Origin of the sequence: Micromonospora sp. KLBMP9576, assembly GCF_050941805.1 — a bacterium.
In the GTDB taxonomy this organism is placed as follows: domain Bacteria; phylum Actinomycetota; class Actinomycetes; order Mycobacteriales; family Micromonosporaceae; genus Micromonospora.
Genome location: NZ_CP194567.1, coordinates 4955970 through 4980380, shown reverse-complemented (window position 1 = coordinate 4980380; position 24411 = coordinate 4955970). Strand labels below are relative to the sequence as shown.

The window sequence follows — 24411 nt, the reverse complement described above, 5'->3', positions numbered from 1 at the left end:
GAGGCACACCTGACGGTGACCGCCGACGGCTTCCTGGCCGCGCTCACCACCACCCTGAACCGGGTGGCCGAGAGCCAACGCGAGGCGGTGGGGCGCGCCGCCGACCTGATCGCCGAGGCGGTACGCGCCGACGGGGTGGTCCACGCGTTCGGCACCGGCCACTCCGAGGCCCTGGCCATGGAGATCGCCGGGCGGGCCGGGGGACTGGTCCCGACCAACCGGATCGCCCTGCGGGACCTGGTCCTGGTCGGCGGCGCCCCGGCGGACGTGCTCGGCCCGACGCTGGAGCGCGACCCGTCGGTGGCGCACCGCCTCTACGAGCTGGCCCCCGTCGGCCCCCGGGACGTCTTCGTGCTCGCCTCCAACTCGGGGGTGAACGGCGCGATGGTCGAGTTCGCCTCGCTGGTCAAGGAGAAGGGGCACGGGCTGGTGGCGATCACCTCGGCGCGGCACTCCGGGCAGATGACCTCGCGCCACCCGTCCGGACGCAAGCTCGCCGACTTCGCCGACGTGGTGCTGGACAACGGCGCCCCGTACGGCGACGCGACGCTGCCGCTGCCCGGTGGCGGCGCGGTCGGCGCGGTCTCGTCGATCACCGCGGCGCTGCTGGCGCAGCAGATCACGGTCGAGGTGGTGGCCCGGCTGCTGGCCGCGGGCGAACGGCCCCCGGTCTACCTGTCGGCGAACATCACGGGCGGCGACGAGCACAACAACGCCCTGGAGGCCCGGTACGCGGGCCGCATCCGGCGCGGCTCCTGACGGCGGCCGGCTCACGGCGGGGGCGTCGGCCGGGCAGCTCGCGCGCACAGGTGGCCGTGGACGGCCGGATGCGACGGCTGTCGCCGCCTGCACGGGCGGCGCGTCCGGCGGTGACGTGAGTCGGTTTCGCGCGCCGGCCGGTGGGGCATCAGCGATGCTGCCGCCGGCCACCCCCGCCAGCGGCACCGTCCGACCGGAGGTGGCGCGTGACCAAGGAAACCGAGAAGCAGCGCTGGCAGCGCAACTTCGCCGACCTGCTCCAGGAGTTGCGGGTCGCGCAGACCGGTGTGCAGATTCTCTTCGCCTTCCTCCTCACCCTGCCGTTCAGCAACGGCTTCGACAAGACCAGCGCCTTCCAGAAGGACATCTACATCGTCGCGCTGCTGGCGGCCGCCGCCGCCACCGCGATGATCATTTCTCCGGTGGCGTTCCACCGCGCGCTGTTCCGGCAGGGCCGCAAGCCGGAGCTGGTCCGGTTCGCCCACCGGATGGCCAGCGGCGGTCTCGCCTTCATGCTGATCGCGATGGTCAGCGCGGTGCTGCTGATCACCGACTTCGTGCTGGACACGGGCATCGCCCTGCTGCTCAGCGGCCTCACCGCGCTGTGGTTCCTCACCTTCTGGATGTTCCTGCCGTTCTCCCGGCGCAGCTGGGGGGAGGACGACCCCGAGGAGGCCGACGACGAGCCGCAGTCCCTTAGCGACTGACCGGGCGGCCACCCCGCAGGCCGAGTTGGCGCAGCTCCAGCGCGGCGAGGGCGTCGACTGTGGCGTCGTCGCCGCGCCGCCACGCCTCGGCCACGTCGGGCGCGATCCGGGTCAGCCGCCCCAACGGCTGGGTGGCCAGCGCCCGCAGGGCGAGCAGGTCCCGGCCGGCGGGGGCGGCGGCCAGCTTCGCCGCCGAGGCGGCCCGGCGCATCCAGCGCACCCGCAGCGGGAGCCAGCCGAAGAGCACCAGGCCGAGCGGGAAGACCAGCACGGCGACGGCCAGCGCGAGGGCGAGCTGGTCCACCAGCGCCTGCTGGTCCCGCCCGGCCTCGGCCAGCGAGCGGGCGGCGCCGGCGGCCCGTTCGAAGGGCGCGGTCAGCTCGTCGCCGACCAGTGGCAGCCGGCCGACCTTGCCGCCCGCCTCGGCCAGGTTGTCGGCCAGCCCGCCGCCGGCCCCCTCCAGCTTCTGGCCGGGTACGGCGAGCTTCTGGACGAGGTCGTGCAGCCACAGCGCGCCGCGGATCGCGCCGTACACCCAGGCGACGACGAGCAGGTCGGTGATGAGCTGTCGGACGGCGGACGGAAAACGATCGGCGTAGATCTTCACGCCGGACAGCGTGCCACGCGCGGCACCGGGCGGGCCAGGGGCGGGCGTACCGCCGGGCGGGCCAGGGGCGGGCGCACCGCCGGGCGGGCCAGGGGCGGGCGCACGGCCGGGCGCACGGCCGGGTGGGTCAGCCCGCGCAGGGCGGGCAGGTGCCGAAGATCTCCAGGGTGTGGCTGACGTCGGCGTAGCCGTGCTTGGCGGCCACCCGTTCGGCCCAGCTCTCCACCGTCGGCCCCGCCACCTCCACGGTGCGGCCGCAGACCCGGCAGACCAGGTGGTGGTGGTGGCCCTCGCTGCACCGGCGGTAGAGGTGCTCGCCGCCCGGCGGGCGCATCACGTCGATCTCGCCCGCGTCGGCGAGCCCCTGCAGCGTGCGGTAGACGGTGGTCAGCCCCACCCGTTCGCCGCGCGAGCGCAGCATGGCGTGCAGCTCCTGTGCGCTGTGGAAGCCCGCCAGCTCGGCGAGCAGGGCGCTGACCGCCGAGCGCTGCCGCGTGTTGCGGACGGGGGTGCCCGTCACGGTCATGATCCCTCCCCGGCGTGGCTCACCGCGTCGGCCACGATGTGTGCGACGTGCTCGTCGACCAGCGCGTACGCGATCTCGCGCCCCCGCCGGGAGCCGCGCACCACGCCGGCGCCCCGCAGCACGCGCAGGTGCTGGGAGACCAGTGGCTGTGCGGCGCCGAGCTTGTCGACCAGCTCGTGGACGCAGCGCTCGCCGTCGGCGAGCTCGCTGACGATGGCCAGCCGGATCGGCGCGGAGAGCGCGCGCAGCAGCTCGCTGGCGCCCTCGAAGGCCTCGTAGCCCGATCCGTCGGTCACCTCGTAACGGTAACCAATCCCACCGGCGCGGCGCTGAGCAGGATCACTGGAGCACCACCTCGTGCGGCTCGGGTGCGGCGGCGGCGTCGGGGGCGCGTCGCCGGCGCAGCGCCCGCCACACCGCGCCGAGGACCGCGACCACCGCGAACGAGGCGATCGCCATCAGCACCACCGAGGCGCCGGGGGCGGTGTCGGCGTTCGCGGCCACCCAGACCCCGGAGCCGGCGGCGAAGAGCCCGAGCGCCATCGCCGCCGCCATCGTGCTGCGGAAGCCCCGGGTCACCTGCTGCGCGGTGGCCACCGGCACCACCATCAGCGCGCTGATCAGCAGTACGCCGACGGCCCGCATCGCGATGGTCACGGTGACCGCGGTGGCCACGGCGAGCAGCATGTTGAGCGTGCGCACCGGCAGGCCGGAGACCCGGGCGTACTCCTCGTCGTGGCAGACCGCGAACAGGGCCGGGCGCAGCGCCAGCATGGTCACCCCGATCGCCGCGCCGAGCACCGCGATGGTGGTCAGGTCCGGCGCGGAGATCGTGGTCAGCGACCCGAACAGGTAGGCGTTGAGGTTGGCGCTGGTGCTGTCGGAGAGCCCGACCAGCGTCACGCCGCCCGCGATGCCGCCGTAGAAGAGCAGGGCCAGGGCCAGGTCGCCGGAGGTGCGCCCCCGGGCCCGGACCACCTCGATGGTGATCGCGCCGAGCGTCGCCACGATCACCGCGACGAGCACCGGCGAGCGGTTGAGCAGCAGGCCCGCGCCGACGCCGGTGAGCGCCACGTGCCCCACCCCGTCGCCGATCAGGGCGAGCTTCCGCTGCACCAGGTAGATGCCGAGCGCCGGGGCGGCCAGGCCGATGATCAGCGCCCCGATCAGGGCCCGCTGCATGTAGGGGTACTGGAAGAGTTCCATCTCAGCTGCTCCACAGCCCGGCGGGCTCGTCGGGACCGTGCGGGTGCACGTGGTCGTGGTCGGGCTCCGCGTGGTGGCCGGCGGGCTCGGGCACCGCGCCGTCGTGGCAGATCCCACCCTCGTGGACGACCACCGCCCGGGTGATCAGCGGACGCAGCGGCCCCAGCTCGTGGGCCACCAGCAGCACCGTGCCACCGCCACCGACGAAGTCGTGCAGGGCGCCCGCGAACGCCTCCTGGCTGGCCGCGTCGACGCCGGCGGTCGGCTCGTCGAGGACCAGCAGCTCCGGCTGGCCGGCCAGCGCCCGGGCGATCAGGGTGCGCTGCTGCTGCCCGCCGGAGAGGGTGCCGACCGGGTCGCGGGCCCGGTCGGCGAGCCCGACCGCCTCCAGCGCGGCGGTGACCGCCGCCCGGTCCGCCGCGCCCGCCGGACGCAGCACCCCGCGCCGGGCGAGGCGGCCGGAGGCCACCACCTCACCCACGGTGGCCGGTACGCCGCTGCCGGCGCCGAGGCGCTGCGGGACGTACCCGATGCGGTGCCACTGCCGGAAGCGGCGCAGCGGGCGGTCGAAGAGGGTGACCGACCCGGAGCTGAGCGGCACCAGGCCGAGGGCGGCGCGGATCAGGGTGGACTTGCCGGAGCCGTTGGCGCCGAGCACCGCGACCACCTCGCCGGCGGTGACCGTCAGCGAGACGTCACGCAGCACGGGGCGGCCGTCGTAGCCGACCACCGCGTGCGCGACGGTGAGGACCGGGGTCGTCATGAGCAGCTCAACGCCGTCCGCAGGGTCTGCAGGTTGGTACGCATCACCGAAAGGTAGTCGCCGCCGTCGGTCGACAGCCCTTCCAGGGGATCCAACACCGCGGTCTTCGCGCCGACCTCGGCGGCGATGGTCTCGGCGACCTTCGGGCTGACCAGGGTCTCGAAGAAGATCGTGGTGGCCTGGTGCTCGCGGGCTTCCCGGGCGACCTCGGCCAGGCGCTGCGGGGCGGGCTCGTCCTCCGGGCTGAGCCCGGTGATGCCGACCTGCTCCAGCTCGTAGCGCTCGGCCAGGTAGCCGAAGGCGGTGTGGCTGACCACGATCTCCCGCCGCTGGCAGGTCTTCAGCCCGGCCGTGAACTCGGCGTCCAGCTTCTCCAGCTCGGTGCGCAGCGCAGCGGCGCGGGCCGTGTAGTCGGCGGCGTGGCCCGGGTCGACCTGGCCGAGCCGCTCGGCGAGCCGGTCGCCGACGGTGGCCAGCCGGGTCGGGTCCAGCCAGAGGTGCGGGTCCTTGGTGCCGCTCTCCTCGTGGCCGTGCTCCTCGCCCTCGTGGTCGTGCTCGTGGCCGCCCGCGGCGGCGTCGCGCAGCGGCTGCACTGTCGACACGTCGAACGCGCGGTCCGCGGCGTTCTGCGCGACGGCCTCGTCCAGCGCGGGCTGGAAGCCCTTGAGCAGGACGACCAGCTCAGCGCCGGCGACCTGGCCGACCTGGCCCGGGTTCAGCTCCAGGTCGTGCGGCTCCGCCCCCGGCTTGACCAGGTTGGTCGCCCGCACGGCGTCGCCGCCGATGCGTTCGGTCAGGAACTGCAGCGGGTAGAAGGCGGTCGCCACGTCGACCCGCTGCGGGTCGGCGCCGGCCGCGCCGTCGCTGGAGCAGGCCGCGAGGCCGCCCAGGGCGAGCAGGGCGGTGGTGGCGGCGGCCAGTGTTCGCGGAGCGGAGCGGATGGTCATGTCCTGAACTGTCCGTGACAACGATAATGATTGTCAAAAACGCATGATTGCATGTCAGAGCAGCTTCACCAGGCCCGCGGTGACCAGCAGGGTGAGCGCCACGAGCCGGATCACCCGGGTCTGCGGCGTCTGCACCGACCAGGTGGTGACCAGCAGCGCGGCCACGGCCGCCGCGAGCAGCAGGGTGAACAGCCCGCCGAGCGCGCCGGGCGTGAAGAACGCCACCAGCACCAGCACCAGCACCAGGGTGACCAGGAACACCGTCGTCGGGTTCGCCCGGGCCAGCCGGGTGGGCAGGGGGCTCTGCGTACGCTGCATCCCACAGACTCTACGAGGAGGAACCCCGTGCTGGTGACGAACCGGTTCGTGGTGGACGTCGATGTCGCCGACGAGTTCACCGAGCGGGCGCACGCCGCCCTCACCGCGCTCGCGGCCCGCCCCGGTTACCTGCGCGGCCAACTGGTCCGGGCGCTGGACGACCCGCGCCACTGGTGCCTGGTCACCGAATGGGAGTCGGTCGGCACCTACCGGCGGGCCCTGGGCGGGTTCGATGTCAAGATCACCGCCGTGCCGCTGCTCGCCGAGTCGGTCGACGAACCGTCGGCGTACGAGGAACTCGCCAGCGCCGCCCCGGGCGGGGACGTCGTCGTGGCCGCCAGCGATCGGGCCGCTGCTCCTTACCGCTGAGTCCGTGGGCACTAGATTGCTCTCATGAGCGCTCCCGGACCGGCGACCCCGCCGCCGTACCCTCCGCAATCCGGCCCGCAGGGCGCGCAGCCGCCCGCCGCGCCCGGCCCGCCGGGGGAGTCGGGCATACCCGCGCCGCCGCACGGGCCCGGGGTCTCCCCGCCGTTCGCGGCACCGCCCACCGAGGGCCGCAACACCCGGCTCTGGCTCGGCCTCGGCGCCGGGGCGCTCGCCGTGCTGCTCTGCTGCGGCGGAGGCGGCGCGGCAGTGGTGGGTCTGGTCGTCAGCGGGGTGCAGGCCATCCGCGAGCAGGGGCGCACCGCCTCCACCGACTACTACCGCGCGCTCGTCGAGCGCAAGTACGGCGCGGCGTACGACCAGCTCTGCGACGAGGCGAGGAAACGGGAGTCACGCGCCGAGTTCGAACGCCGGGTGGCCGCCGAGCCGCAGATCGCGGACTTCCGGGTGGGCGACGTGGACACCGTCTCCCTCACCGTCCCGGTGGACGTGACCTACCCGGGCGGCCGGCAGGCCCGGCAGCAGGTCACCCTCGGGCAGGACCAGCAGACCGGTGGCATGGAGGTCTGCGAGGTGAGCTGACTCGTCCCCGGTATTCTGCGGGGCCCGGGACGTCACCGGTCGTACCGTTGTCCGGAACTGTTCCTTCCGTCCTTCACCACGTCCCCGCCGACCGCCAGTCGGCGTAGGAGGAAACATGCCAGCCGACCGAATCGACGCCGTCGTCAGCCTCGCCAAGCGCCGAGGCTTCGTCTTCCCCTCCAGCGAGATCTACGGAGGCACCCGCTCGGCGTGGGACTACGGTCCGCTCGGCGTGGAGCTGAAGGAGAACGTCCGCCGGCAGTGGTGGAAGTCGATGGTCCAGCAGCGCGACGACGTGGTCGGCCTCGACTCCGCCGTGATCCTGTCGCGCGACGTCTGGGCCGCCTCCGGGCACCTCGACGCCTTCGTCGACCCGCTGACCGAGTGCCAGTCGTGCCACAAGCGGTTCCGGGCCGACCACCTGGAGGAGGCGTACGAGGCCAAGCACGGCAAGCCGCTGGCCTCGCTGACCGAGCTGAACTGCCCGAACTGCGGCAACAAGGGCACCTTCACCGAGCCGAAGATGTTCAACGGCCTGATGAAGACCTTCCTCGGCCCCGTCGAGAGCGAGGAGGGCATGCACTACCTGCGGCCCGAGACCGCCCAGGGCATCTTCATCAACTACAAGAACGTGGAGACGGTCGCCCGCAAGAAGCCGCCGTTCGGCATCGCCCAGACCGGCAAGTCGTTCCGCAACGAGATCACGCCGGGCAACTTCATCTTCCGTACCCGCGAGTTCGAGCAGATGGAGATGGAGTTCTTCGTCGAGCCGGGCTCGGACGAGCAGTGGCACGACTACTGGCTCTCCGAGCGCTGGAACTGGTACCTCGACCTGGGCCTGTCGGAGGAGAACCTGCGCCTGCACGAGCACCCGAAGGAGAAGCTCTCCCACTACTCGAAGCGCACCGTCGACATCGAGTACCGCTTCCAGTTCGGTGGCAGCGAGTTCGCTGAGCTGGAGGGCGTCGCCAACCGCACCGACTTCGACCTCTCCACGCACAGCAAGCACTCCGGCGTCGACCTGTCCTACTTCGACCAGGCCAAGGGCGAGCGCTGGATGCCGTACGTCATCGAGCCGGCCGCCGGCCTCACCCGCGCGGTGCTGGCGTTCCTGCTGGAGGCGTACGACGAGGACGAGGCGCCGAACACCAAGGGCGGCGTGGACAAGCGCACGGTGATGCGGTTCGACCCGCGGCTGGCCCCGGTGAAGGTGGCGGTGCTGCCGCTGTCGCGCAACGAGGCGCTCTCGCCCAAGGCGAAGGGCCTCGCCGCCGACCTGCGTAAGCGTTGGGTGGTGGAGTTCGACGACTCGCAGGCCATCGGCCGCCGCTACCGCCGCCAGGACGAGATCGGCACCCCGTTCTGCGTGACCGTCGACTTCGACACCCTCGACGACAACGCCGTTACCGTGCGCAACCGGGACACCATGGCCCAGGAGCGCATCGCGCTCGACCAGGTCGAGCGCTACCTCATCGAGCGCCTCCCCGGCTGCTGAGCTGCGGTACGGGGCCCCGGTCGGCGTGGGAGAGCGCCGGCCGGGGCCCCGTACACTTGTCCGGTGACCGCCCCGACCGTTCCCGCGCTGCGCCCGCTGACCCTCGGGTCGCATCAGGTGTGGCCTCCGGTGGTGCTCGCGCCGATGGCCGGCATCACCAACGTCGGCTTCCGGCAGCTCTGCCGGGAGCAGGGCGGCGGCATCTACGTCTGCGAGATGATCACCACCGTCGCGTTGGTCGAGCGGAACCCGAAGACGCTGCGCATGATCGCGTTCGGCGACGACGAGCGGCCCCGCAGCCTCCAGCTCTACGGCACCGACCCGGAGATCACCGCCGCCGCCGTGCGGATCGTGGTCGAGCGGGACCTCGCCGACCACATCGACCTCAACTTCGGCTGCCCGGTGCCCAAGGTCACCCGCAAGGGCGGCGGCGCGGCGCTGCCGTGGCGGCGCCGGCTCTTCGCGCGGCTGGTCAGGGCCGCGGTGGACGCCGCGTCACCCGCCGGGGTGCCGGTCACGGTCAAGATGCGCAAGGGCATCGACGACAACCACCTGACGTACGTCGAGGCGGGCCTGGCCGCCCAGGACGCCGGCGTGGCGGCGGTCGCCCTGCACGGGCGTACGGCCGCGCAGCGCTACTCCGGCACGGCGGACTGGGACGCCATCGCCACGCTCAAGCAGGCCCTCGACGTGCCGGTGCTCGGCAACGGCGACATCTGGGAGGCCGACGACGCGCTGCGGATGGTGGCGCACACGGGCGTCGACGGGGTGGTGATCGGCCGGGGCTGCCTGGGCCGCCCGTGGCTCTTCGCCGACCTGGCGGCCGCGTTCGACGGCCGCCCGGAGCGCCGCCTGCCGACCCTGGGGGAGGTGGCGCGCACCATGCGCCGGCACGCCGAGCTGCTTGTCGACCAGTTCACCGCCGGCTCCCGAAGCCCCGCCCGTGGTGAGCGGGACGGCTGCACCGACTTCCGCAAGCATGTCGCCTGGTACCTCAAGGGCTTCCCGGTCGGCAGCGAGCTGCGCCGCGAGCTGGCCATGATCGAGGGCCTGACCCAGCTCGACGACCTGCTCGGCAAGCTGGACCCGTCGCAGCCCTTCCCGGTCGCCACGCTGGGCCAGCCACGCGGGCGCACCAACTCGCCCGGCAAGGTCTTCCTGCCTGAGGGCTGGCTGGCCAGCCGCGACGACGACACCGTTCCCGAGGGTGCCGAGCTGGCCGACTCGGGCGGCTGAGCCCGACTGGGGCATGTGAGCTGGCTCGGGCGCGCCCCGATGCCGGGGCGGGCCGCGCCGCGCCCGTGTGGCGGCCGTGGGCCGGATGGATGTCGAGCCCGTCCCCACTCCGCGCTGCCCGCCGGGCGCCGGCCGGTGGGAGCCCTCGCCGGGGGCACATGCAGCGAGCCCCCTTTCGAGCTGATGTCGTAACCGACTCAGGCCCCCGGCGCGACCGGCCCGACCTGCCCGACGCGTGTCGGGTCCGTGGCCCGCCTTTGTCGCCTGGGCGCCGTCGGCTATTACGGGCCGGGTGCTCGCGCCCGAGGGGGTCGTCGAGCGCCTGTTCGACCGGGACGGAGGGGGCGTCGGCTGAATCGTCCACGACATCAGCTCCACAGGGCGGTAAGTAGCTACCCGTCCGGGCGCTCGCGCCTCCCAGGGCCGGGCAGACGGGGGAGCACTTCTGCGCGGCCGGCACGTCGGCCAAGCCTGCCGAACTCACCATGCCGCGATGTCGTCAGCCACGAACGGAGACCGGATCTGCGTGATCTTGCGCGTGGAAGCGTTCCCAAAAACCAGTACGAACACGGATAGTCGTGACGGCTGTGCCTATTGTCACCGAACGGTCCCCGGCTGCGTGATGTTCGCTTAGCCTTCGCCCACCGGCCGGTTCGCCGCCAGGATTACCGGCGGCCCGCCCCGGGGTATTGAGCAACTGAACCTTCGTTAAGTGTCGGACCGGCGCGCGTGGGAGGGCTCTGGTGTCAGTGCAAGAGACGGTGGAACACAAGTACGTCTACGACTTCGCCGAGGGCAACAGGGAACTCAAGGACCTGCTCGGTGGCAAGGGGGCCAACCTGGCCGAGATGACCAATCTCGGCCTGCCGGTCCCACCGGGCTTCACGATCACCACGGAGGCCTGCAAGGCGTACCTCGCCACCGGCGCGGAGCCCGACGGCCTGGCCGGCCAGATCGCCACGCACCTCGCGTCGCTGGAGCAGGCGATGGGCAAGCGCCTCGGCGATCCGGAGGATCCGCTGCTGGTCTCCGTCCGCTCCGGCGCCAAGTTCTCCATGCCCGGCATGATGGAGACCGTCCTCAACGTCGGCCTCAACGACCGCAGCGTCGTCGGGCTGAGCGCGCAGGCGAGCGCCGGCGGCGACCAGGCCGGCGCGGACCGGTTCGCCTGGGACTCGTACCGTCGGCTGATCCAGATGTTCGGCAAGACGGTGTGCGAGGTGCCGGGCGAGGAGTTCGAGCACGCGCTCGACGACGTCAAGCGGGCCAAGGGCACCCCGAACGACCTCGACCTCGACGCCGACGACCTGCGCGGGCTCGTCGACGCGTACAAGAAGATCTTCTTCAAGCACACCGGGCGGGAGTTCCCGCAGTCCCCGCGCGAGCAGCTCGACCTGGCCATCCGCGCGGTCTTCGAGTCGTGGAACGCGGAGCGCGCGATCCTCTACCGTCGCCAGGAGCGGATCCCGGCCGACCTCGGCACCGCGGTCAACGTCGTGGCGATGGTCTTCGGCAACCTCGGGCCGGACTCCGGCACCGGCGTCGCGTTCACCCGCGACCCCGCCAGCGGGGCACAGGGCATCTACGGCGACTACCTGGCCAACGCGCAGGGCGAGGACGTCGTCGCGGGCATCCGGAACACCGTGCCGTTGCAGGAACTGGAACGGTTGGACAAGAAGTCCTACGACGAACTGCTCGGCATCATGGCCCGGTTGGAGGGCCACTACCAGGATCTCTGCGACATCGAGTTCACCATCGAGCGCGGCAAGCTCTGGATGCTCCAGACCCGGGTCGGCAAGCGCACCGCCGCCGCGGCGTTCGTCATCGCCGGCCAACTCGTCGACGAGGGTCTGATCGACCTCGACGAGGCGCTGCACCGGGTCAACGGCGCGCAACTGGCCCAGCTGATGTTCCCGCGGTTCCGCCTCGACCACGAGTTCCAGCCCGTGGCGAAGGGCATCGGGGCGTCGCCCGGCGCGGCCTCGGGCAAGGTGGTCTTCACCTCCGCCCGCGCCGTGGAGCTGGCCGCCGAGGGGGAGTCGGTGATCCTGGTGCGCCGGGAGACCAACCCCGACGACCTGAACGGCATGATCGCCGCCCAGGGCATCCTCACCTCGCGCGGCGGCAAGACCAGCCACGCCGCCGTCGTGGCGCGGGGCATGGGCAAGACCTGCGTCTCCGGCGCCGACGAGATCGAGGTCAACGTTCCGCAGCGCAGGTTCGTCGTCGGCGGGCAGACCGTCGTCGAGGGCGACGTCGTCTCCATCGACGGCACCACCGGCAAGGTGTACCTCGGTGAGGTGCCGGTCATGCCGTCGGAGGTGGTGCAGTACTTCGAGGGCAGCCTCGACCCCGAGCACATCGACAACGCGCTGGTCCGGGCCGTACACCGGATCATGACGCACGCCGACACCCGGCGGCGCCTGGCCGTACGCACGAACGCCGACACCGGCGCGGACGCCGCCCGGGCCCGGCGCTTCGGCGCGGAGGGCATCGGCCTGTGCCGCACCGAGCACATGTTCCTCGGCGACCGTCGTGAGCTGGTCGAGCGGCTGATCCTGGCCCGCGACAACGCCGAGCGCGACGCCGCGCTGGCCGCGCTGCTGCCGCTGCAGCGGGCCGACTTCGAGGAGATCTTCCGGGAGATGGACGGGCTGCCCGTCACGGTCCGGCTGATCGACCCGCCGCTGCACGAGTTCCTGCCGCCGCTGGAACAGCTCGCGGTCAACGTGGCGGTGGCCCAGGAGCGCGGCGAGGACGTCGCCCAGGAGGAGGCGCTGCTCGCCGCCGTCCGGCGCATGCACGAGGAGAACCCGATGCTGGGTCTGCGCGGCGTCCGCCTGGGCCTGGTCATCCCCGGCCTGTTCGCCATGCAGGTCCGGGCGATCGCGGAGGCCGCGGTCAGCGTCACCCGGTCCGGTGCGGTGGCCAAACCGGAGATCATGGTCCCGCTGGTCGGGGCGGTGCAGGAGCTGGAGACGGTCCGCGCCGAGGCCGAGAAGATCATCGCCGAGGTGGTCGGGGACAGCGGCGTCGAGGTGCTGATCGGCACGATGATCGAGGTGCCCCGGGCGGCACTGACCGCCGGTCAGATCGCCGAGGCGGCGCAGTTCTTCTCCTTCGGCACCAACGACCTGACCCAGATGGCCTGGGGTTTCTCACGCGACGACGTCGAGGGCGCGTTCTTCTGGCGCTACCTGGAGTTGGGCATCTTCGGGATCTCGCCGTTCGAGTCGATCGACCGCGACGGCGTGGGCCGGCTGGTGCGTATCGCCGCCGAGGAGGGCCGGGCGGCCCGGCCGGGGCTGAAGCTCGGCGTCTGCGGTGAGCACGGGGGCGACCCGGATTCCGTGCACTTCTTCCACGAGGTCGGCCTGGACTACGTCTCCTGCTCGCCCTTCCGGGTGCCCGTCGCCCGTCTGGAGGCCGGCCGGGCCGTGGTGGAGACGGGCGGTTCCGACAGCCGCTGACGCGGACGGCACGGCAGGCCGGCGGCGGACCCGGGGAAACGGGCCCGCCGCCGGCCTGTCGTGGGTTACGCGTGCGGGCGCAGCCCGCGCGGCAGCGGCCTGACCGGTGCGGGCAGGCCGCTGCCGCGGACGCGGAGCCGGGCGCCCGGCTCCGCGTGTCGAGCCCCGGGCCGACCGCTCAGAACGGTGGGCGGCGCCAGGTGTGGGGGGTGACGCGCCGGGGGAGCCGGCCGCCGGAGGTGCGGGCCATGAACGGCACGCGCGCCTCGGGCACCGGCGTGGCCCCGATGGGGCGGCGGGCGTCCAGCATCGAGCCGGTGCGTCGGGCCACCGCCCGCGCTTCGGCGTGCAGTTCCTCCAGGTCGGCACCGGCGCCGACGACCAGGGTCAGCAGGGCGTTACGCCCGGCGGGATAGGTGACGACGGCCCCGGTCGAGGTGCGGACCACCGATTCTCGGAACTCGCCCTGCCGCACCGTGTCGGCCATCCGGTGGCCGAGGCCGAAGCTGGCCGCCGCGAGCGCGGCCAGGTGGACGGCCTCCGTCGGCGGCAGGTTGCTGGAGATCAGCAGGCCGTCGGTGCCGGCCAGCACCGTGCCCGTCACCTCGGGACGACGCCGGCGCAGCCCCCACAATTCCGTTCCCATCATCGTGTCCGCGTCCACGGGTGTCTCTCCCACCGTCGGGCCCTCAGCCTGGTCACGTTCCGCGCTGGGAACGCTACCGGCGGCCATGCGGAACCGCGATCCCGTAACCGTCGGCAATCGGTCGACAACTCTCGACTGATCGGAGGTTGCGCGCTGCCCGGCCACGCGCCGGCGGCGAGCCGCACCCGGCGGGCGGGCGTAACCTGATCGGCATGAGCAGCGCCTGGGAGAGCCTGACCGTCGACGCCCGGGACCCCGCCCGGCTCGCCCGCTGGTGGGCCGAGGCGTTGGGCTACCAGGTGGTCACCGAGCATCCGGACGAGGTGGAGATCCGCCGGTCGGCCGACCGGCTGCCGGGCCTCATCTTCGTGCCGGTCGGCAACGACAAGACCACCAAGAACCGGCTGCACATCGACCTGCGCCCCGACGACCAGGAGGCCGAGGTCGAGCGGCTGGTCGACATGGGTGCCCGGCACGTCGACGTGGGGCAGGGCGAGGTCGGGTGGACCGTGCTGGCCGACCCGGAGGGCAACGAGTTCTGCGTGCTGCGCCAGCGTGGGGACTGAGCGTCCCGGGTCCGTCGACCCGGACGCCGCCCGCCGGGTCGGCGAGGCGCCGAAGGACACCGGTGCCGGGCGGTCGGCGTACGAACGGGACCGCGCCCGGGTGCTGCACTCGGCGGCCTTCCGGCGGCTCGCCGCGAAGACCCAGGTGCACGCGGCCGGCACCGACGACTTCCTGCGTACCCGGCTGACCCACTCGCTGGAGGTCGCGCAGATCGCCCGGGAGATGGGCGCCCGGCTGGGCTGCGATCCCGACGTGGTGGACACGGCCGGGCTGGCCCACGACCTCGGGCACCCCCCGTTCGGGCACAACGGCGAAGACGCGTTGGACGACCTCGCCGCGGGGTGTGGTGGGTTCGAGGGCAACGCGCAGACGCTGCGGGTGCTGACCCGCCTGGAGGCGAAGGTGATCGCCCCGGACGGGACGTCCGCCGGCCTCAATCTGACCCGCGCCTCGCTCGACGCGGTGAGCAAGTACCCGTGGCCGCGCCGCCGGGAGCAGCGCAAGTTCGGGGTGTACGCCGACGATCTCCCGCTCTTCGCCTGGCTGCGTGCCGGCGCCCCGGCGGGCGACCGGCGCTGCCTGGAGGCGCAGGTGATGGACTGGGCCGACGACGTCGCATACTCGGTGCACGACGTCGAGGACGGCATCCACGGCGGGTACGTGACGCTGCTTCCCCTGCTGCGCGACGCGCAGGAGCGGGCCGCGCTCTGCGCCGACGTCGCCGCCACCTACTCCGGCGAGTCCCCGGCCGAGCTGGGCGACGTGCTGCTGGAGCTGCTCGACGACCCGGTGCTCGCCCCGCTGGCCGGGTACGACGGCAGCCACCGCGCGCAGGCGGCGCTGAAGGCGACCACCAGCGTGCTGACCGGCCGGTTCGTCTCGACGGCGGTGGCGGCCACGCAGCAGCGGTACGGCCCCGGCCCGCACCGCCGGTACGCCGCCGACCTGGTGGTGCCCCGGCGGACGCGGGCGCGGTGCGCGCTGCTCAAGGGCATCGCCCTGCGGTACGTGATGCGTCGCCCCGGCGCGGGGGACCGCTACGGGCGGCAGCGGGAGGTCCTGGCCGAGCTGGTGCACGCCCTGGTCGAGCGGGCGCCGGACGGGCTGGATCCCGTCTTCGCCCCGCTCTGGTCGGCCGCGCCGGACGACGCGGCCCGGCTGCGGGTGGTGATCGACCAGGTCGCCTCGCTGACCGATCCGGCGGCCGTCGCCTGGCACGCGCGGGTCGTCGGTGGGGGCGGGGGGCTGGCGGGCAGCAATACTTAGGCTAACCTAACCAGCATGACGGAGCGCCCCAAGATGGTCACGACCGCCCGGGTCCTGCGCACCCTGCGGCCCACCCCCCACCTGATCCGGCTGGTGCTGGGGGGCGAGGAGCTGGTCGGCCTGCCGGTGGGCGAGTTCACCGACCACTACATCAAGATCATATTTCCGGTGCCGGGGGTCCGCTACCCGGAACCGATGGACCTCGACGCGATCCGCCGCGAGCTGCCCCGCAACCAGTGGCCGCGCCAGCGCGCGTACACGGTGCGGGCCTGGGACGCCTCGACCGGCGAGCTGACCGTCGACCTCGTGCACCACGGCGACGTGGGCCTGGGCGGGCCGTGGGCGGCGGCGCTGCGCCCCGGCGACCCGGTGCGCTTCATCGGCCCCGGCGGGGCGTACGCCCCCAGCCCGGACGCCGACTGGCACCTGCTGGTGGGCGACGAGAGCGCGCTGCCGGCGATCGCCGCCGCCCTGGAGCGGCTGCCCGCCGGCGCCCCCGCCGTCGCGTTCGTCGAGATCGGCGACCCGGCCGACGAGTTGCCGCTGGACAGCCCGGGCGCGGTGCGCCTGACCTGGCTGCACCGGGGCGACCGCCCGGTCGGGCAGGCGCTGGTCGCGGCCGTGCGGGCCCTGGAGTTCCCGCCCGGCGACGTGCACGCCTTCGTGCACGGCGAGGCCACCTTCGTCCGGGAGTTGCGCCGCCTGCTGCGCATCGAGCGCGGTGTGCCCGGCGAGCGGCTCTCCATCTCCGGCTACTGGCGCCGGGGTCAGGACGACGAGGGCTGGCGGGCCAGCAAGTCCGACTGGAACCGGCAGGTGGAGGCCGAGGAGTCCGCCGCCCTGCCCGCCTGACCGGCCGCCGCCTCCGGCCCCCGGGGGGCGCATTCGCCGGATAACGCCGTGTGCCACCCCCCTTGCCCAGCAGGATGGGCACGGGGGTGGGCATGAGCGAGCGGGATCGGGCGCGGCCCGTGGGCCGGGTCGACCGAACGGTGTTGGGCCTCAGCGTCGGCGGCGTGCTCGCCGTGGTGGCGTGGGGCGTGCTGGCGTCGGACTCCCTGGCGGGCTTCGGGGCGTCGGGCCTGGCGTGGGTGACCCGCACCTTCGGCTGGTTCTTCGTGGTGGCCGCCGACGCCTTCCTGGTGCTCGCGGTGGTCATCGCGGCGACGAGGTTCGGCCGGATCCGCCTCGGCGCCGACGACGACGAACCGGAGTTCAGCACGCTCGCCTGGGTGGCCATGATGTTCAGCGCGGGGATGGGGATCGGGCTGGTCTTCTTCGCCGTCGCCGAGCCCATCCAGCACTACGCCACGCCCCCGCCGGCCACCGGCGTCGCGGCGCAGACCGGCGCGGCCGGCGCGACGGCGATGCAGTACACCCTCTTCCACTGGACGCTGCATCCCTGGGGGATCTACGCGGTGGTGGCGCTCGCGCTGGCGTACTCGACCTTCCGCAAGGGCCGGGAGAACCGGATCTCCGCGGCCTTCCGTCCGGTGCTCGGGGACCGGGCCGACGGGCCGATCGGCCGCGCGATCGACCTGCTGGCCGTCTTCGCCACTGTGTTCGGCTCGGCGACCAGCCTCGGCCTCGGCGCGCTCCAGGTCGCCGCCGGGCTGGACCTGGTGGCGGGTATCCGGAACACGACGACTGTGCAACTGGTGGTGATCGGCGCGCTCACCCTGGCCTTCGTGGTCTCCGCCTTCTCCGGGCTGCACCGGGGCATCAAGTGGCTCTCCACCACCAACGTGCTGCTGGCGGTGCTGCTGATGCTCTTCGTCTTCGTGGTCGGGCCGACCGTCTACACGCTGGAGGTGCTGCCGGCCTCCGTCGGTGACTACCTGAGCAACCTGGTGTTCATGGCCACCCGCACGGGAGCCTTCTCCGATCCGTCGTGGCTCGGCTCCTGGACGATCTTCTACTGGGCGTGGTGGATCTCCTGGGCGCCCTTCGTGGGCACGTTCATCGCCCGCATCTCCCGTGGTCGTACCGTCCGGCAGTTCGTCGTCGGGGTGCTGCTGGTGCCGAGCGGGGTCAGCGCGGTCTGGTTCGCGGTGATGGGCGGCAGCGCGTTGCGGGCGCAGGCCACCGGGGCCCGGGACCTGGTCGCCGACGTGGGGGCGAGCACCGAGCAGGCGCTCTTCGGCCTGCTGGAGGGGCTGCCGCTGGCGACGGTGAGCACCGTGCTGGCCATGGTGCTGATCGGGCTGTACTTCGTCACCAGCGCCGACTCGGCGTCGCTGGTGCTCGGCTCGCTGACCTCCCGGGGCACGCTGCGCCCGCACCGGGTCCTGGTGGTGCTCTGGGGCGTGCTGATCGGCGCGGTGGCCGCCGTGCTGCTGCTGGTCGGTGGGCTGGACGCGCTGCAACAGGCGACCATCCTGGTCGCCCTGCCGTTCGTCGTGGTGATGCTCGGCCTGGCCGTCGCGCTGGTCCGCGACATGGCCCGGGACCCGGCGGTCGCCCCGCCGCGGCGGGGCCGCCGCGCCGGCCTGGCCGCGGCGGTGCGCAGCGCCCGGTCGTACGACGACGAGGAGCCGCCGTCCCTGCGGCGCCACCTGCGCCGCCCGCGCTGAACCGCCTCGCCGGTGCCGCCGGCGTCACCCGCGGCGTCCCCCCGCGGCGCGGCGTCGGTGCGGCAGGGCAGGATGTACGCCGAGGGGGTGGCGGAGATGGCTGGGCGGATCCGGGACGAGGACATCGCGTTGGTCCGGGAACGCAGCTCGATCGCCGACGTCATCTCCGAGACGGTGACCCTCAGGTCGGCCGGCGGCGGCAACCTCAAGGGGCTGTGCCCGTTCCACGACGAGAAGAGCCCGTCGTTCAACGTCTCGCCCGCCCGCAACGTCTGGTACTGCTTCGGCTGCGGCGCCGGCGGCGACGCGATCAAGTTCCTGATGGACGCCGAGCATCTCAGCTTCGTCGACTCGGTCGAGCGGCTCGCCGACCGGGCCGGCCTCCAGCTGCGCTACGTCGAGGGCGACTCCGCCGCGCCGCGTGCCCGCCCGCAGCAGGGTCAGCGGCAGCGTCTCGTCGCCGCGCACGCCGCCGCCGTCGAGTTCTACCGCGCCCAGCTCACCACCGCCGGCGCCCGCGGGGCCCGGGAGTTCCTGGCCCGGCGCGGCTTCGACCGGGCCGCCGCGGAGCGCTACGGCTGCGGCTTCGCCCCGGACGCCTGGGACCTGCTCACCAAGCACCTGCGCCAGCAGGGCTTCAGCCACGACGAGCTGGTCACCGCCGGGCTGTCCCGGCCGTCGCGTTCCGGCACGCTGATCGACCGGTTCCGCCGTCGGCTGATGTGGCCGATCCGCGACCTGGCCGGCGACGTCATCGGCTTCGGCGCCCGCAAGCTCTTCGACGACGACGACGGCCCGAAATACCTGAACACCCCCGAGACGCCCATCTACAAGAAGTCGCACGTCCTCTACGGCATCGACCAGGCCAAGCGGGAGATCGCCAAGCAGGGCAAGGTGGTCGTGGTGGAGGGCTACACCGACGTGATGGCCTGTCACCTGGCCGGGGTGCCGACGGCCGTGGCGACCTGCGGCACGGCGTTCGGCGCGGACCACATCGGGGTGCTGCGCCGGCTGCTGCTCGACACCGACGCCGTGGCGGGCGAGGTCATCTTCACCTTCGACGGGGACGCCGCCGGCCAGAAGGCCGCGCTGCGCGCCTTCGAGGACGACCAGCGCTTCGTCGGGCGCACGTTCATCGCGGTCAGCCCGGACAACATGGACCCGTGCGACCTGCGCCTGGCAAAGGGCGACCTGGCGGTCCGCGACCTGGTCGCCCGCCGCGAGCCGCTCGTCGACTTCGCGCTCCGACACGTGATCAGCCGGTACGACCTCGACACCGTCGACGGCCGGGTGGAGGCGATGCGCCGGGCCGCACCGCTGGTCGCCAAGCTCAAGGACCGGGAGAAGCGTCCGGAATACGTGCGCAAGCTCGCCGGCGACCTCGGCATGGAGATCGAACCGGTGCAGCGGGCCGTGCTGGCCGCCGCGTCGGCCGCACCCGCCCCCGCCAAGGGCGCCGCCCCGGCCTCCCGACCCGCCCCGGCCGAGCCGGTCGTCGACAACCCCCAGTCGCTGGTCGAGCGGGAGGCACTGAAGCTGGCCCTCCAGGAGCCGGTACTGGCCGGGCCGATGTTCGACGCGGTCGAGGTCCCGGAATACCGTCACCCCGTGCACTCGGCGGTGCGGGCCGCCGTCGCGGCGGCCGGCGGGGCCGCCGCGGCGACCGGCGGGGCGGTCTGGATCGAGTCGGTCCGCGACGCCTGCGAGGACCTGGCCGCGCGGGCGCTCGTCGGCGAACTGGCGGTGGAGCCGCTGCGCATCGACGGTGACCCCGACCCGCGCTACGTCTCGATCACCATGGCCCGGGTGCAGTGGGGCTCGGTGACCAGCCGGATCAAGGACCTCAAGTCCCGGATCCAGCGGATCAACCCGGTCAACAACAAGGACGAGTACTTCGCCGCCTTCGGCGAGCTGCTCTCGCTGGAGCAGCACGCCCGGGCGTTACGCGAACAGGCCGCGGGAGGGCTGTAGATGGGACTGTTCCGCCGCAGGTCGAAGCTGCCGCCGGCCGACCGGCCGCCGCTGGCCGCCGACGAGCGGGTGCTCGCGTGGGCGGCCGTCGGCACGGGTGACGGCGTGGCGGTGGCCAGCAACCTCGGGCTCTGGCTGCCCGGCCGGGGGCACCGGCTGGGCTGGCACGATGTGCTGAAGGCGACCTGGTCGGGCCGGGAGCTCGCGGTGACGCCGGCGCAGCGGCTCGCCGAGCGCGACGGCTACCTGCTGGTGGCCGACGGCCCGGCCGAGACATACCTGTTGCTCGACCCGGGTGAGCTGCCGCACCAGGTGCGGGAGCGGGTCACCCGGTCGGTGGCGTACAGCCAGCACCACCCGGTGCCCGGCGGCGCCGGCCGGGTCGCGGCCCGCCGGGTGCCGGGGGTGGACGGTCTCACCTGGACGGTCCGCCTCGACCCCGGCACCCCCGCCGACGACCCCGAGGTGCTGGCCGGGGCGGACCGCCTCGTCGCGGACGCCCGCGCCGCCACCGCCCCGGCGGACACCTGACCGGCGCGGGTCAGCCGCCCTGGTAGAACCGGGCGGCCCCCGGGTGCAGGGGGATCGGGTCGGTGCCGGCGGCGCTCTGCCGGGCGAAGTTGCCGCCCTCCGGGTGCACGCTGACCAGGTCCGCCTGGTAGGCGAAGAGCAGCCGCGTCAGGTCGTACGCCAGCTGGTCGGGCATGTCGGCGCTGACCAGGATGACGTTCGCCACCGTGACCGTCGGCGTGCTGGTCTTCGTCTTGTAGACGGCCTTCGGCAGCTCCGCCGTGGTGTAGACCGACCCATGGCGGGCGGTGAGCGGCTCCATCAGGTCGGCGATCGGCAGCAGCGCGTACGTCCCCGGGGCGCTGGAGATCAGGTCGGCGATGCCCGGCGTGGGCAGGCCGCCGGAGAAGAACATCGCGTCGAGCGTGCCGGCCCGCATGCGCTGCACCGTCTCCGGCAGCGACAGCGTGGCCCGCCGGACGTCCCGGTCCGGGTCGAGCCCGGCGGCGGTCAGCAGCCGCCCGGCGATGATGTCCGTGCCGGACTTCGGCGAACCGGTGGAGACCCGCTTTCCGCGCAACTGCGACAGCTTGGTGATCTCCGCGTCGGCGCGGACGATCACATGGGTGTAGTTGCTGTAGACCCGGGCCAGGGCCCGGACCGGCTGCCGCTGGCCCTCGAAGGCGCCGCGCCCCTGGACGGCGTCCGCCGCCGTGTCGGCGAGGCTGAAGGCGATCTCCATGTCGCCGCTGGCGAGGCGGTTGATGTTCTCCACCGACGCGCCGGTCGGCTCGGCCCGCGCCTCGTAGCCGGGCAGGTTGCGGGTGATCACGTCCGCGTAGCCGCCGCCGAGCTGGTAGTAGACGCCTGTGGTGTTGCCGGTGGCGAGGAAGATCCGGCCGTCGTGCCAGGGCTGGGGCCCGGCGTCGGGCGTGCCGCAGCCGGCGGCGAGGACGGTCGCCAGCAGGGCCGCCACCCAGCGGGAGGACCGGGCGATCATGCCCGGGCCGCCGGCTCCAGGGCCTCCGCCACCCGCTGGACCAGCATCGCCGTCTCGTAGCCGATCTGACCGAGGTCGCAGCCGGGCGCGGCGAGCACCCCGACGAGCGCGCGTTCGCCGACCGCCATCACCAGCAGCACGCCCCCGTCCATGTCGATGATCTGCTGGCGTACCCGGCCGGCCGACATCAGCCGGGCGGCGCCGATGGTCAGGCTGGCCAGGCCGCTGATCACGGCGGAGAGCTGGTCCACCTGGTCGGGTGCGAGGTGCGGCGAGGCCGCCAGGCGCAGCCCGTCGCCGGAGACCGCGAGGGCGTGCGAGACGTCCGGCACCTGCTCGGCGAAGTTGGCCAGGAGCCAGTCCAGGCCGGCGCTCACGGTGGGGGTCATGGGGTTCTCCTGGGGGGTGTCGTCTGGGTACGTCGCGTCGCGGCGGCCACTCCCTCGGCGAGCGAGGACAACCGGGAGCGTACGACCTCGGGGTCGAGCAGGTCCCCGGCAGCCCGGGCCGGCGGGGCCTCCTGCAGGGTGGTCGGCAGCGCCCCGCCCCGGGTGCGGCGGGGCAGACCCACCCCGGTGACCGGTGGCGCGGCCGGCGGGGCCGGGGCGGGGCGGGGCGGCGGCCCGCCGTTGCCCGGTCCGGTCGGGCGCGCGCCGAGCACCGGGAACGCCATCGTCGGCGCGTGGTGCACGCTGGTCAGGTCGGCTGGGGCGGCGGGTCCGCCGGTCCCGGTCCGGGGCTGGAACCAGGCGGTCGGCGCGGCGGTGAGCGCCTGCGGGCGCGCCTGCGCCTGCGGGTGTGCCTGCGGGTGCGGGCGCGCCTGCGGTTGGCTGCCGGACCCGGAGCGCGGCGCCGGGATGCGTGCCTGCGGCACGACCGGTGCCGGGGTACGCGCCTCCGGGGCGGGACGTGTCACGACCGCCTCGACCCGGGTCAGCGCCGACTCCGGGATCTCCACCTGCGCGACGGTGCCGCCGGCGCCGTTGTGCAGCTGCACCCGTACCCCGTGCCGGGCCGCCAGGTGGGCCACCACGTGCAGGCCCATGGAACCGGCCGAGGCGCTGGAGAGCATCGCCGGGGCGAGCAGTCGCTCGTTGATGCTGGCGAGTCGACTGTCGCTGATGCCGATGCCCTGGTCGTGCACGCGCAGCGTGAGGCCGTCGATCGTGCGCCGGCCGTCGACGTGCACCGGCGAGTTCGGTGGGGAGTAGACGGTGGCGTTCTCCAGCAGTTCGGCGAGGAGGTGGACGAGGTTGCCCACCGCCGTGGCGTGTATCGCGGCGGTCGGCACGTCGACCTCGACCCGCGGGTAGTCCTCGATCTCCGAGGCCGCCGCCCGGACCACGTCGGCGAGCAGGTGGGCGCCGTCGTGCGTACGGCCGGGTTCCCCACCGGCGAGGACGAGGAGGTTCTCGCCGTTGCGTCGCATGCGGGCCGCGAGGTGGTCCAGCGCGAAGAGGCGGGCCAGCGCGTCCGGGTCGGTCTCCTCGCGTTCGAACTCGTCGAGCAGCCGCAACTGCCGGGTGATCAGGGTCCGGATGCGTCGGGCCAGGGCCTCCGCCATCCGGGTCACGTCCACGCGCACCTCGGCCTGTTCGCCGGCCAGGCGCAGGGCGGCCCGGTTGACCGTGTCGAAGGCCTGGGCGACCTGGGCGATCTCGTCGCGGCCCTGCCCGATGCCGGCGGTCAGCCGGGCCGCCTCGCCGTCGGGCGGGGCGTCGGCGCCGGCCGCGAGCGCGGTGATCCGCTCCGGCAGTTCGCGGTGCGCCATGGTGAGCGCCGCGAACCGGAGCCGGCGCAGCCGGCGGCTGGTGCGCACGGCGAGCAGCACGGCGGTGGTCAGCGACGCCAGCGCCACGGCGGTGGTCGCGCCACCGGTGGCGAGGGCCCGCCACTGGGCCTCGCGGGCCAGGCCGGTGGCCCGGCGGTCGAGTTCCTCGGAGAGTTCCCGGCCGAGCAGGTTGTATCGCCGGATGGCCCCGCTCTGGGCCACGTACCAGGCGTCGCCGTCGGTCTTCAGCCCGGCGGGCTCGGTTTCCGCGTTGAGCGCGCTGTCGCGGATCCGCCGGGCCGTGGAGACGTCGGTGCCGGTCACCAACCGGGTGTACGCGTCGGCTGCGGGCCGGCTGGCGATCCGGGAGAACTCGGCCTGGCGCTGCTCCTGCGCGCCGCGTAGCTGGCCGAGGCGGACCAGTTCCCCGTCCGCCAGGGTGCCCCGCACGAAGATGGTGCGCAGCAGGTCGCGTTCCACGGCGGCGAGGTGCTCCTGGGCGGCCACGGCGGCCACCTCCCGGGCCCCGTTGGCCAGTTCCCGGTCGCGTACCTGGGCCGGCAGCGCGTCGGCGACGGCGAGCAGCGACTCGACCAGCGAGAGGTAGGTCGGGTCGGCGGTGCTGCCGCCCAGTGCGGAGCCACGGGCCGGCTGGAGCTGGCCGAGCTGCGCGTCGGCGCTGGCGAGCACCTGGCGCAGGTCGGGGGCGGCCCGGCCGGCGTTGCGGCTGGAGCCGCGGTACCGCTCGACGGAGGCGTCGACCCGCCGGCGCTGCGCGTCGACGAGGGGCCGGCCGGCGGTGCCGCCGCGCTGGCGCAGGGCCGCCGTCTCGCCGAGTTCCCGTTCCAGTTCGTGCACCAGGCGCACGGTGGCGGTCGCGGTGCCGGCCAGCACCCGGGCGCGGTCCGCGTCGTCCGAGGCGTCCAGGGCGGTGGCGGTCTGGGTCGCTCCGAGCACCACCAGGCCGACCGTGGCGACGAGGATGGGCGCGAGCAACTGGGTGCGTACCGACCACAGTCGGTCGGTGCGGTCGGCGGACCGGTTGTGCCGGCGTACTCGGCCGGGGGTGGGGTGCGACACTCGGGCCTTCCGGGGGTCGGGGGG

The 24411-nt window shown here is 73.8% G+C and carries 24 protein-coding genes; 13 read left to right on the top strand and 11 right to left on the bottom strand.

Annotation, left to right across the window (positions count from 1 at the left end):
* Positions 1–9 precede the first annotated feature (9 nt).
* Both ACQ452_RS21860 and ACQ452_RS21855 read left to right on the top strand, forming a co-directional pair.
* Positions 10–759: a sugar isomerase domain-containing protein gene (locus ACQ452_RS21860; protein WP_433394316.1), complete on the top strand. Its 750-nt coding sequence runs from the start codon at positions 10–12 to the stop codon at positions 757–759.
* Positions 760–965: 206 nt separating this feature from the next.
* Positions 966–1466, top strand: coding sequence for a DUF6328 family protein (locus ACQ452_RS21855; RefSeq protein WP_433386974.1), 501 nt, complete (start codon positions 966–968; stop codon positions 1464–1466).
* On the opposite strand, the gene ACQ452_RS21850 is transcribed toward ACQ452_RS21855, so the two are convergent.
* The 7 genes from ACQ452_RS21850 to ACQ452_RS21820 form a co-directional block, all read right to left on the bottom strand.
* On the bottom strand, positions 1456–2073 hold the full coding sequence (locus ACQ452_RS21850; RefSeq protein WP_433386973.1) for a hypothetical protein: 618 nt from the start codon (positions 2071–2073) through the stop codon (positions 1456–1458). The genes ACQ452_RS21855 and ACQ452_RS21850 overlap by 11 nt on opposite strands.
* A 127-nt stretch (positions 2074–2200) precedes the next feature.
* Entirely contained in the window at positions 2201–2599 is a 399-nt protein-coding gene (locus ACQ452_RS21845) for a Fur family transcriptional regulator (RefSeq protein WP_433386972.1), read from the bottom strand.
* The gene (locus ACQ452_RS21840; protein ID WP_433386971.1) at positions 2596–2895 is read right to left on the bottom strand and encodes an ArsR/SmtB family transcription factor; all 300 of its coding nucleotides are present in this window, start codon (positions 2893–2895) and stop codon (positions 2596–2598) included. Before ACQ452_RS21840 ends, ACQ452_RS21845 begins: the two co-directional genes overlap by 4 nt.
* Positions 2896–2938: 43 nt before the next feature.
* Positions 2939–3805 carry a metal ABC transporter permease gene (locus ACQ452_RS21835; protein WP_433386970.1) on the bottom strand — a complete coding sequence of 289 codons (867 nt, stop codon included), beginning with the start codon at positions 3803–3805 and terminating at the stop codon, positions 2939–2941.
* Position 3806: 1 nt separating this feature from the next.
* Complete coding sequence (locus ACQ452_RS21830; RefSeq protein WP_433386969.1) at positions 3807–4568, bottom strand: metal ABC transporter ATP-binding protein; 762 nt, start codon at positions 4566–4568, stop codon at positions 3807–3809.
* Positions 4565–5515: a metal ABC transporter substrate-binding protein gene (locus ACQ452_RS21825; RefSeq protein ID WP_433386968.1), complete on the bottom strand. Its 951-nt coding sequence runs from the start codon at positions 5513–5515 to the stop codon at positions 4565–4567. The genes ACQ452_RS21830 and ACQ452_RS21825 overlap by 4 nt, the downstream gene beginning before the upstream one ends.
* Before the next feature lie 54 nt (positions 5516–5569).
* Complete coding sequence (locus ACQ452_RS21820; protein ID WP_433386967.1) at positions 5570–5833, bottom strand: hypothetical protein; 264 nt, start codon at positions 5831–5833, stop codon at positions 5570–5572.
* Positions 5834–5860: 27 nt separating this feature from the next.
* On the opposite strand from ACQ452_RS21820, the gene ACQ452_RS21815 reads away from it, so the two are divergent.
* From ACQ452_RS21815 to ppdK, 5 genes are all read left to right on the top strand, one after another.
* Positions 5861–6202 (top strand): antibiotic biosynthesis monooxygenase family protein, encoded by a 342-nt coding sequence (locus ACQ452_RS21815; RefSeq protein WP_433386966.1) that lies wholly within the window; start codon positions 5861–5863, stop codon positions 6200–6202.
* A gap of 126 nt (positions 6203–6328) precedes the next feature.
* Complete coding sequence (locus ACQ452_RS21810; protein WP_433394314.1) at positions 6329–6802, top strand: Rv0361 family membrane protein; 474 nt, start codon at positions 6329–6331, stop codon at positions 6800–6802.
* 115 nt (positions 6803–6917) lie between these two features.
* Positions 6918–8297, top strand: coding sequence for a glycine--tRNA ligase (locus tag ACQ452_RS21805; protein ID WP_433386965.1), 1380 nt, complete (start codon positions 6918–6920; stop codon positions 8295–8297).
* A gap of 144 nt (positions 8298–8441) precedes the next feature.
* Positions 8442–9533 carry a tRNA dihydrouridine synthase DusB gene (dusB, locus tag ACQ452_RS21800; protein WP_433394313.1) on the top strand — a complete coding sequence of 364 codons (1092 nt, stop codon included), beginning with the start codon at positions 8442–8444 and terminating at the stop codon, positions 9531–9533.
* Positions 9534–10276: 743 nt separating this feature from the next.
* Positions 10277–13003, top strand: coding sequence for a pyruvate, phosphate dikinase (gene ppdK, locus ACQ452_RS21795; RefSeq protein WP_433386964.1), 2727 nt, complete (start codon positions 10277–10279; stop codon positions 13001–13003).
* A 178-nt stretch (positions 13004–13181) separates the two neighbouring features.
* Here the strand turns inward: ppdK and ACQ452_RS21790 are convergent, their stop codons facing one another.
* Positions 13182–13667, bottom strand: a complete 486-nt coding sequence (locus tag ACQ452_RS21790; RefSeq protein WP_433386963.1) for a roadblock/LC7 domain-containing protein — start codon at positions 13665–13667, stop codon at positions 13182–13184.
* A gap of 194 nt (positions 13668–13861) precedes the next feature.
* Between ACQ452_RS21790 and ACQ452_RS21785 the strand changes: the two genes are divergently transcribed.
* From ACQ452_RS21785 to ACQ452_RS21760, 6 genes are all read left to right on the top strand, one after another.
* Entirely contained in the window at positions 13862–14215 is a 354-nt protein-coding gene (locus ACQ452_RS21785) for a VOC family protein (RefSeq protein WP_433386962.1), read from the top strand.
* The gene (locus ACQ452_RS21780) at positions 14205–15482 is read left to right on the top strand and encodes a deoxyguanosinetriphosphate triphosphohydrolase (RefSeq protein WP_433386961.1); all 1278 of its coding nucleotides are present in this window, start codon (positions 14205–14207) and stop codon (positions 15480–15482) included. The genes ACQ452_RS21785 and ACQ452_RS21780 overlap by 11 nt, the downstream gene beginning before the upstream one ends.
* Positions 15483–15497: 15 nt before the next feature.
* Positions 15498–16334, top strand: coding sequence for a siderophore-interacting protein (locus ACQ452_RS21775; protein WP_433386960.1), 837 nt, complete (start codon positions 15498–15500; stop codon positions 16332–16334).
* Between the two features lie 92 nt (positions 16335–16426).
* On the top strand, positions 16427–18055 hold the full coding sequence (locus ACQ452_RS21770; RefSeq protein ID WP_433386959.1) for a BCCT family transporter: 1629 nt from the start codon (positions 16427–16429) through the stop codon (positions 18053–18055).
* Between the two features lie 72 nt (positions 18056–18127).
* The gene (gene dnaG, locus ACQ452_RS21765; protein WP_433394312.1) at positions 18128–20026 is read left to right on the top strand and encodes a DNA primase; all 1899 of its coding nucleotides are present in this window, start codon (positions 18128–18130) and stop codon (positions 20024–20026) included.
* A complete protein-coding gene (locus ACQ452_RS21760; protein ID WP_433386958.1) occupies positions 20027–20557 on the top strand; it encodes a hypothetical protein in 531 nt (176 codons plus the stop codon). It abuts the gene before it with no gap.
* Between the two features lie 10 nt (positions 20558–20567).
* Here ACQ452_RS21760 and ACQ452_RS21755 read toward each other — a convergent pair whose 3' ends face one another.
* Genes ACQ452_RS21755 through ACQ452_RS21745 form a run of 3 tightly spaced genes read right to left on the bottom strand, consistent with a single transcriptional unit; the run spans position 20568 to position 24387 of the window.
* Positions 20568–21536, bottom strand: a complete 969-nt coding sequence (locus ACQ452_RS21755) for a TAXI family TRAP transporter solute-binding subunit (RefSeq protein ID WP_433386957.1) — start codon at positions 21534–21536, stop codon at positions 20568–20570.
* Positions 21533–21925: a roadblock/LC7 domain-containing protein gene (locus ACQ452_RS21750; protein WP_433386956.1), complete on the bottom strand. Its 393-nt coding sequence runs from the start codon at positions 21923–21925 to the stop codon at positions 21533–21535. The genes ACQ452_RS21755 and ACQ452_RS21750 overlap by 4 nt, the downstream gene beginning before the upstream one ends.
* Positions 21922–24387, bottom strand: a complete 2466-nt coding sequence (locus ACQ452_RS21745) for a nitrate- and nitrite sensing domain-containing protein (protein WP_433386955.1) — start codon at positions 24385–24387, stop codon at positions 21922–21924. The genes ACQ452_RS21750 and ACQ452_RS21745 overlap by 4 nt, the downstream gene beginning before the upstream one ends.
* Positions 24388–24411: the final 24 nt, after the last annotated feature.

Coding starts and splice junctions, on each gene's coding strand:
- dusB (WP_433394313.1), top strand. CDS start 8,442: ATGGCCGGCATCACCAACGTCGGCTTCCGGCAGCTCTGCCGGGAGCAG.
- ACQ452_RS21805 (WP_433386965.1), top strand. CDS start 6,918: ATGCCAGCCGACCGAATCGACGCCGTCGTCAGCCTCGCCAAGCGCCGA.
- ACQ452_RS21770 (WP_433386959.1), top strand. CDS start 16,427: ATGAGCGAGCGGGATCGGGCGCGGCCCGTGGGCCGGGTCGACCGAACG.
- ACQ452_RS21785 (WP_433386962.1), top strand. CDS start 13,862: ATGAGCAGCGCCTGGGAGAGCCTGACCGTCGACGCCCGGGACCCCGCC.
- ACQ452_RS21845 (WP_433386972.1), bottom strand. CDS start 2,599: ATGACCGTGACGGGCACCCCCGTCCGCAACACGCGGCAGCGCTCGGCG.
- ACQ452_RS21755 (WP_433386957.1), bottom strand. CDS start 21,536: ATGATCGCCCGGTCCTCCCGCTGGGTGGCGGCCCTGCTGGCGACCGTC.
- ACQ452_RS21825 (WP_433386968.1), bottom strand. CDS start 5,515: ATGACCATCCGCTCCGCTCCGCGAACACTGGCCGCCGCCACCACCGCC.
- ACQ452_RS21760 (WP_433386958.1), top strand. CDS start 20,027: ATGGGACTGTTCCGCCGCAGGTCGAAGCTGCCGCCGGCCGACCGGCCG.
- dnaG (WP_433394312.1), top strand. CDS start 18,128: ATGTACGCCGAGGGGGTGGCGGAGATGGCTGGGCGGATCCGGGACGAG.
- ACQ452_RS21750 (WP_433386956.1), bottom strand. CDS start 21,925: ATGACCCCCACCGTGAGCGCCGGCCTGGACTGGCTCCTGGCCAACTTC.
- ACQ452_RS21820 (WP_433386967.1), bottom strand. CDS start 5,833: ATGCAGCGTACGCAGAGCCCCCTGCCCACCCGGCTGGCCCGGGCGAAC.
- ACQ452_RS21835 (WP_433386970.1), bottom strand. CDS start 3,805: ATGGAACTCTTCCAGTACCCCTACATGCAGCGGGCCCTGATCGGGGCG.
- ACQ452_RS21830 (WP_433386969.1), bottom strand. CDS start 4,568: ATGACGACCCCGGTCCTCACCGTCGCGCACGCGGTGGTCGGCTACGAC.
- ACQ452_RS21775 (WP_433386960.1), top strand. CDS start 15,498: ATGACGGAGCGCCCCAAGATGGTCACGACCGCCCGGGTCCTGCGCACC.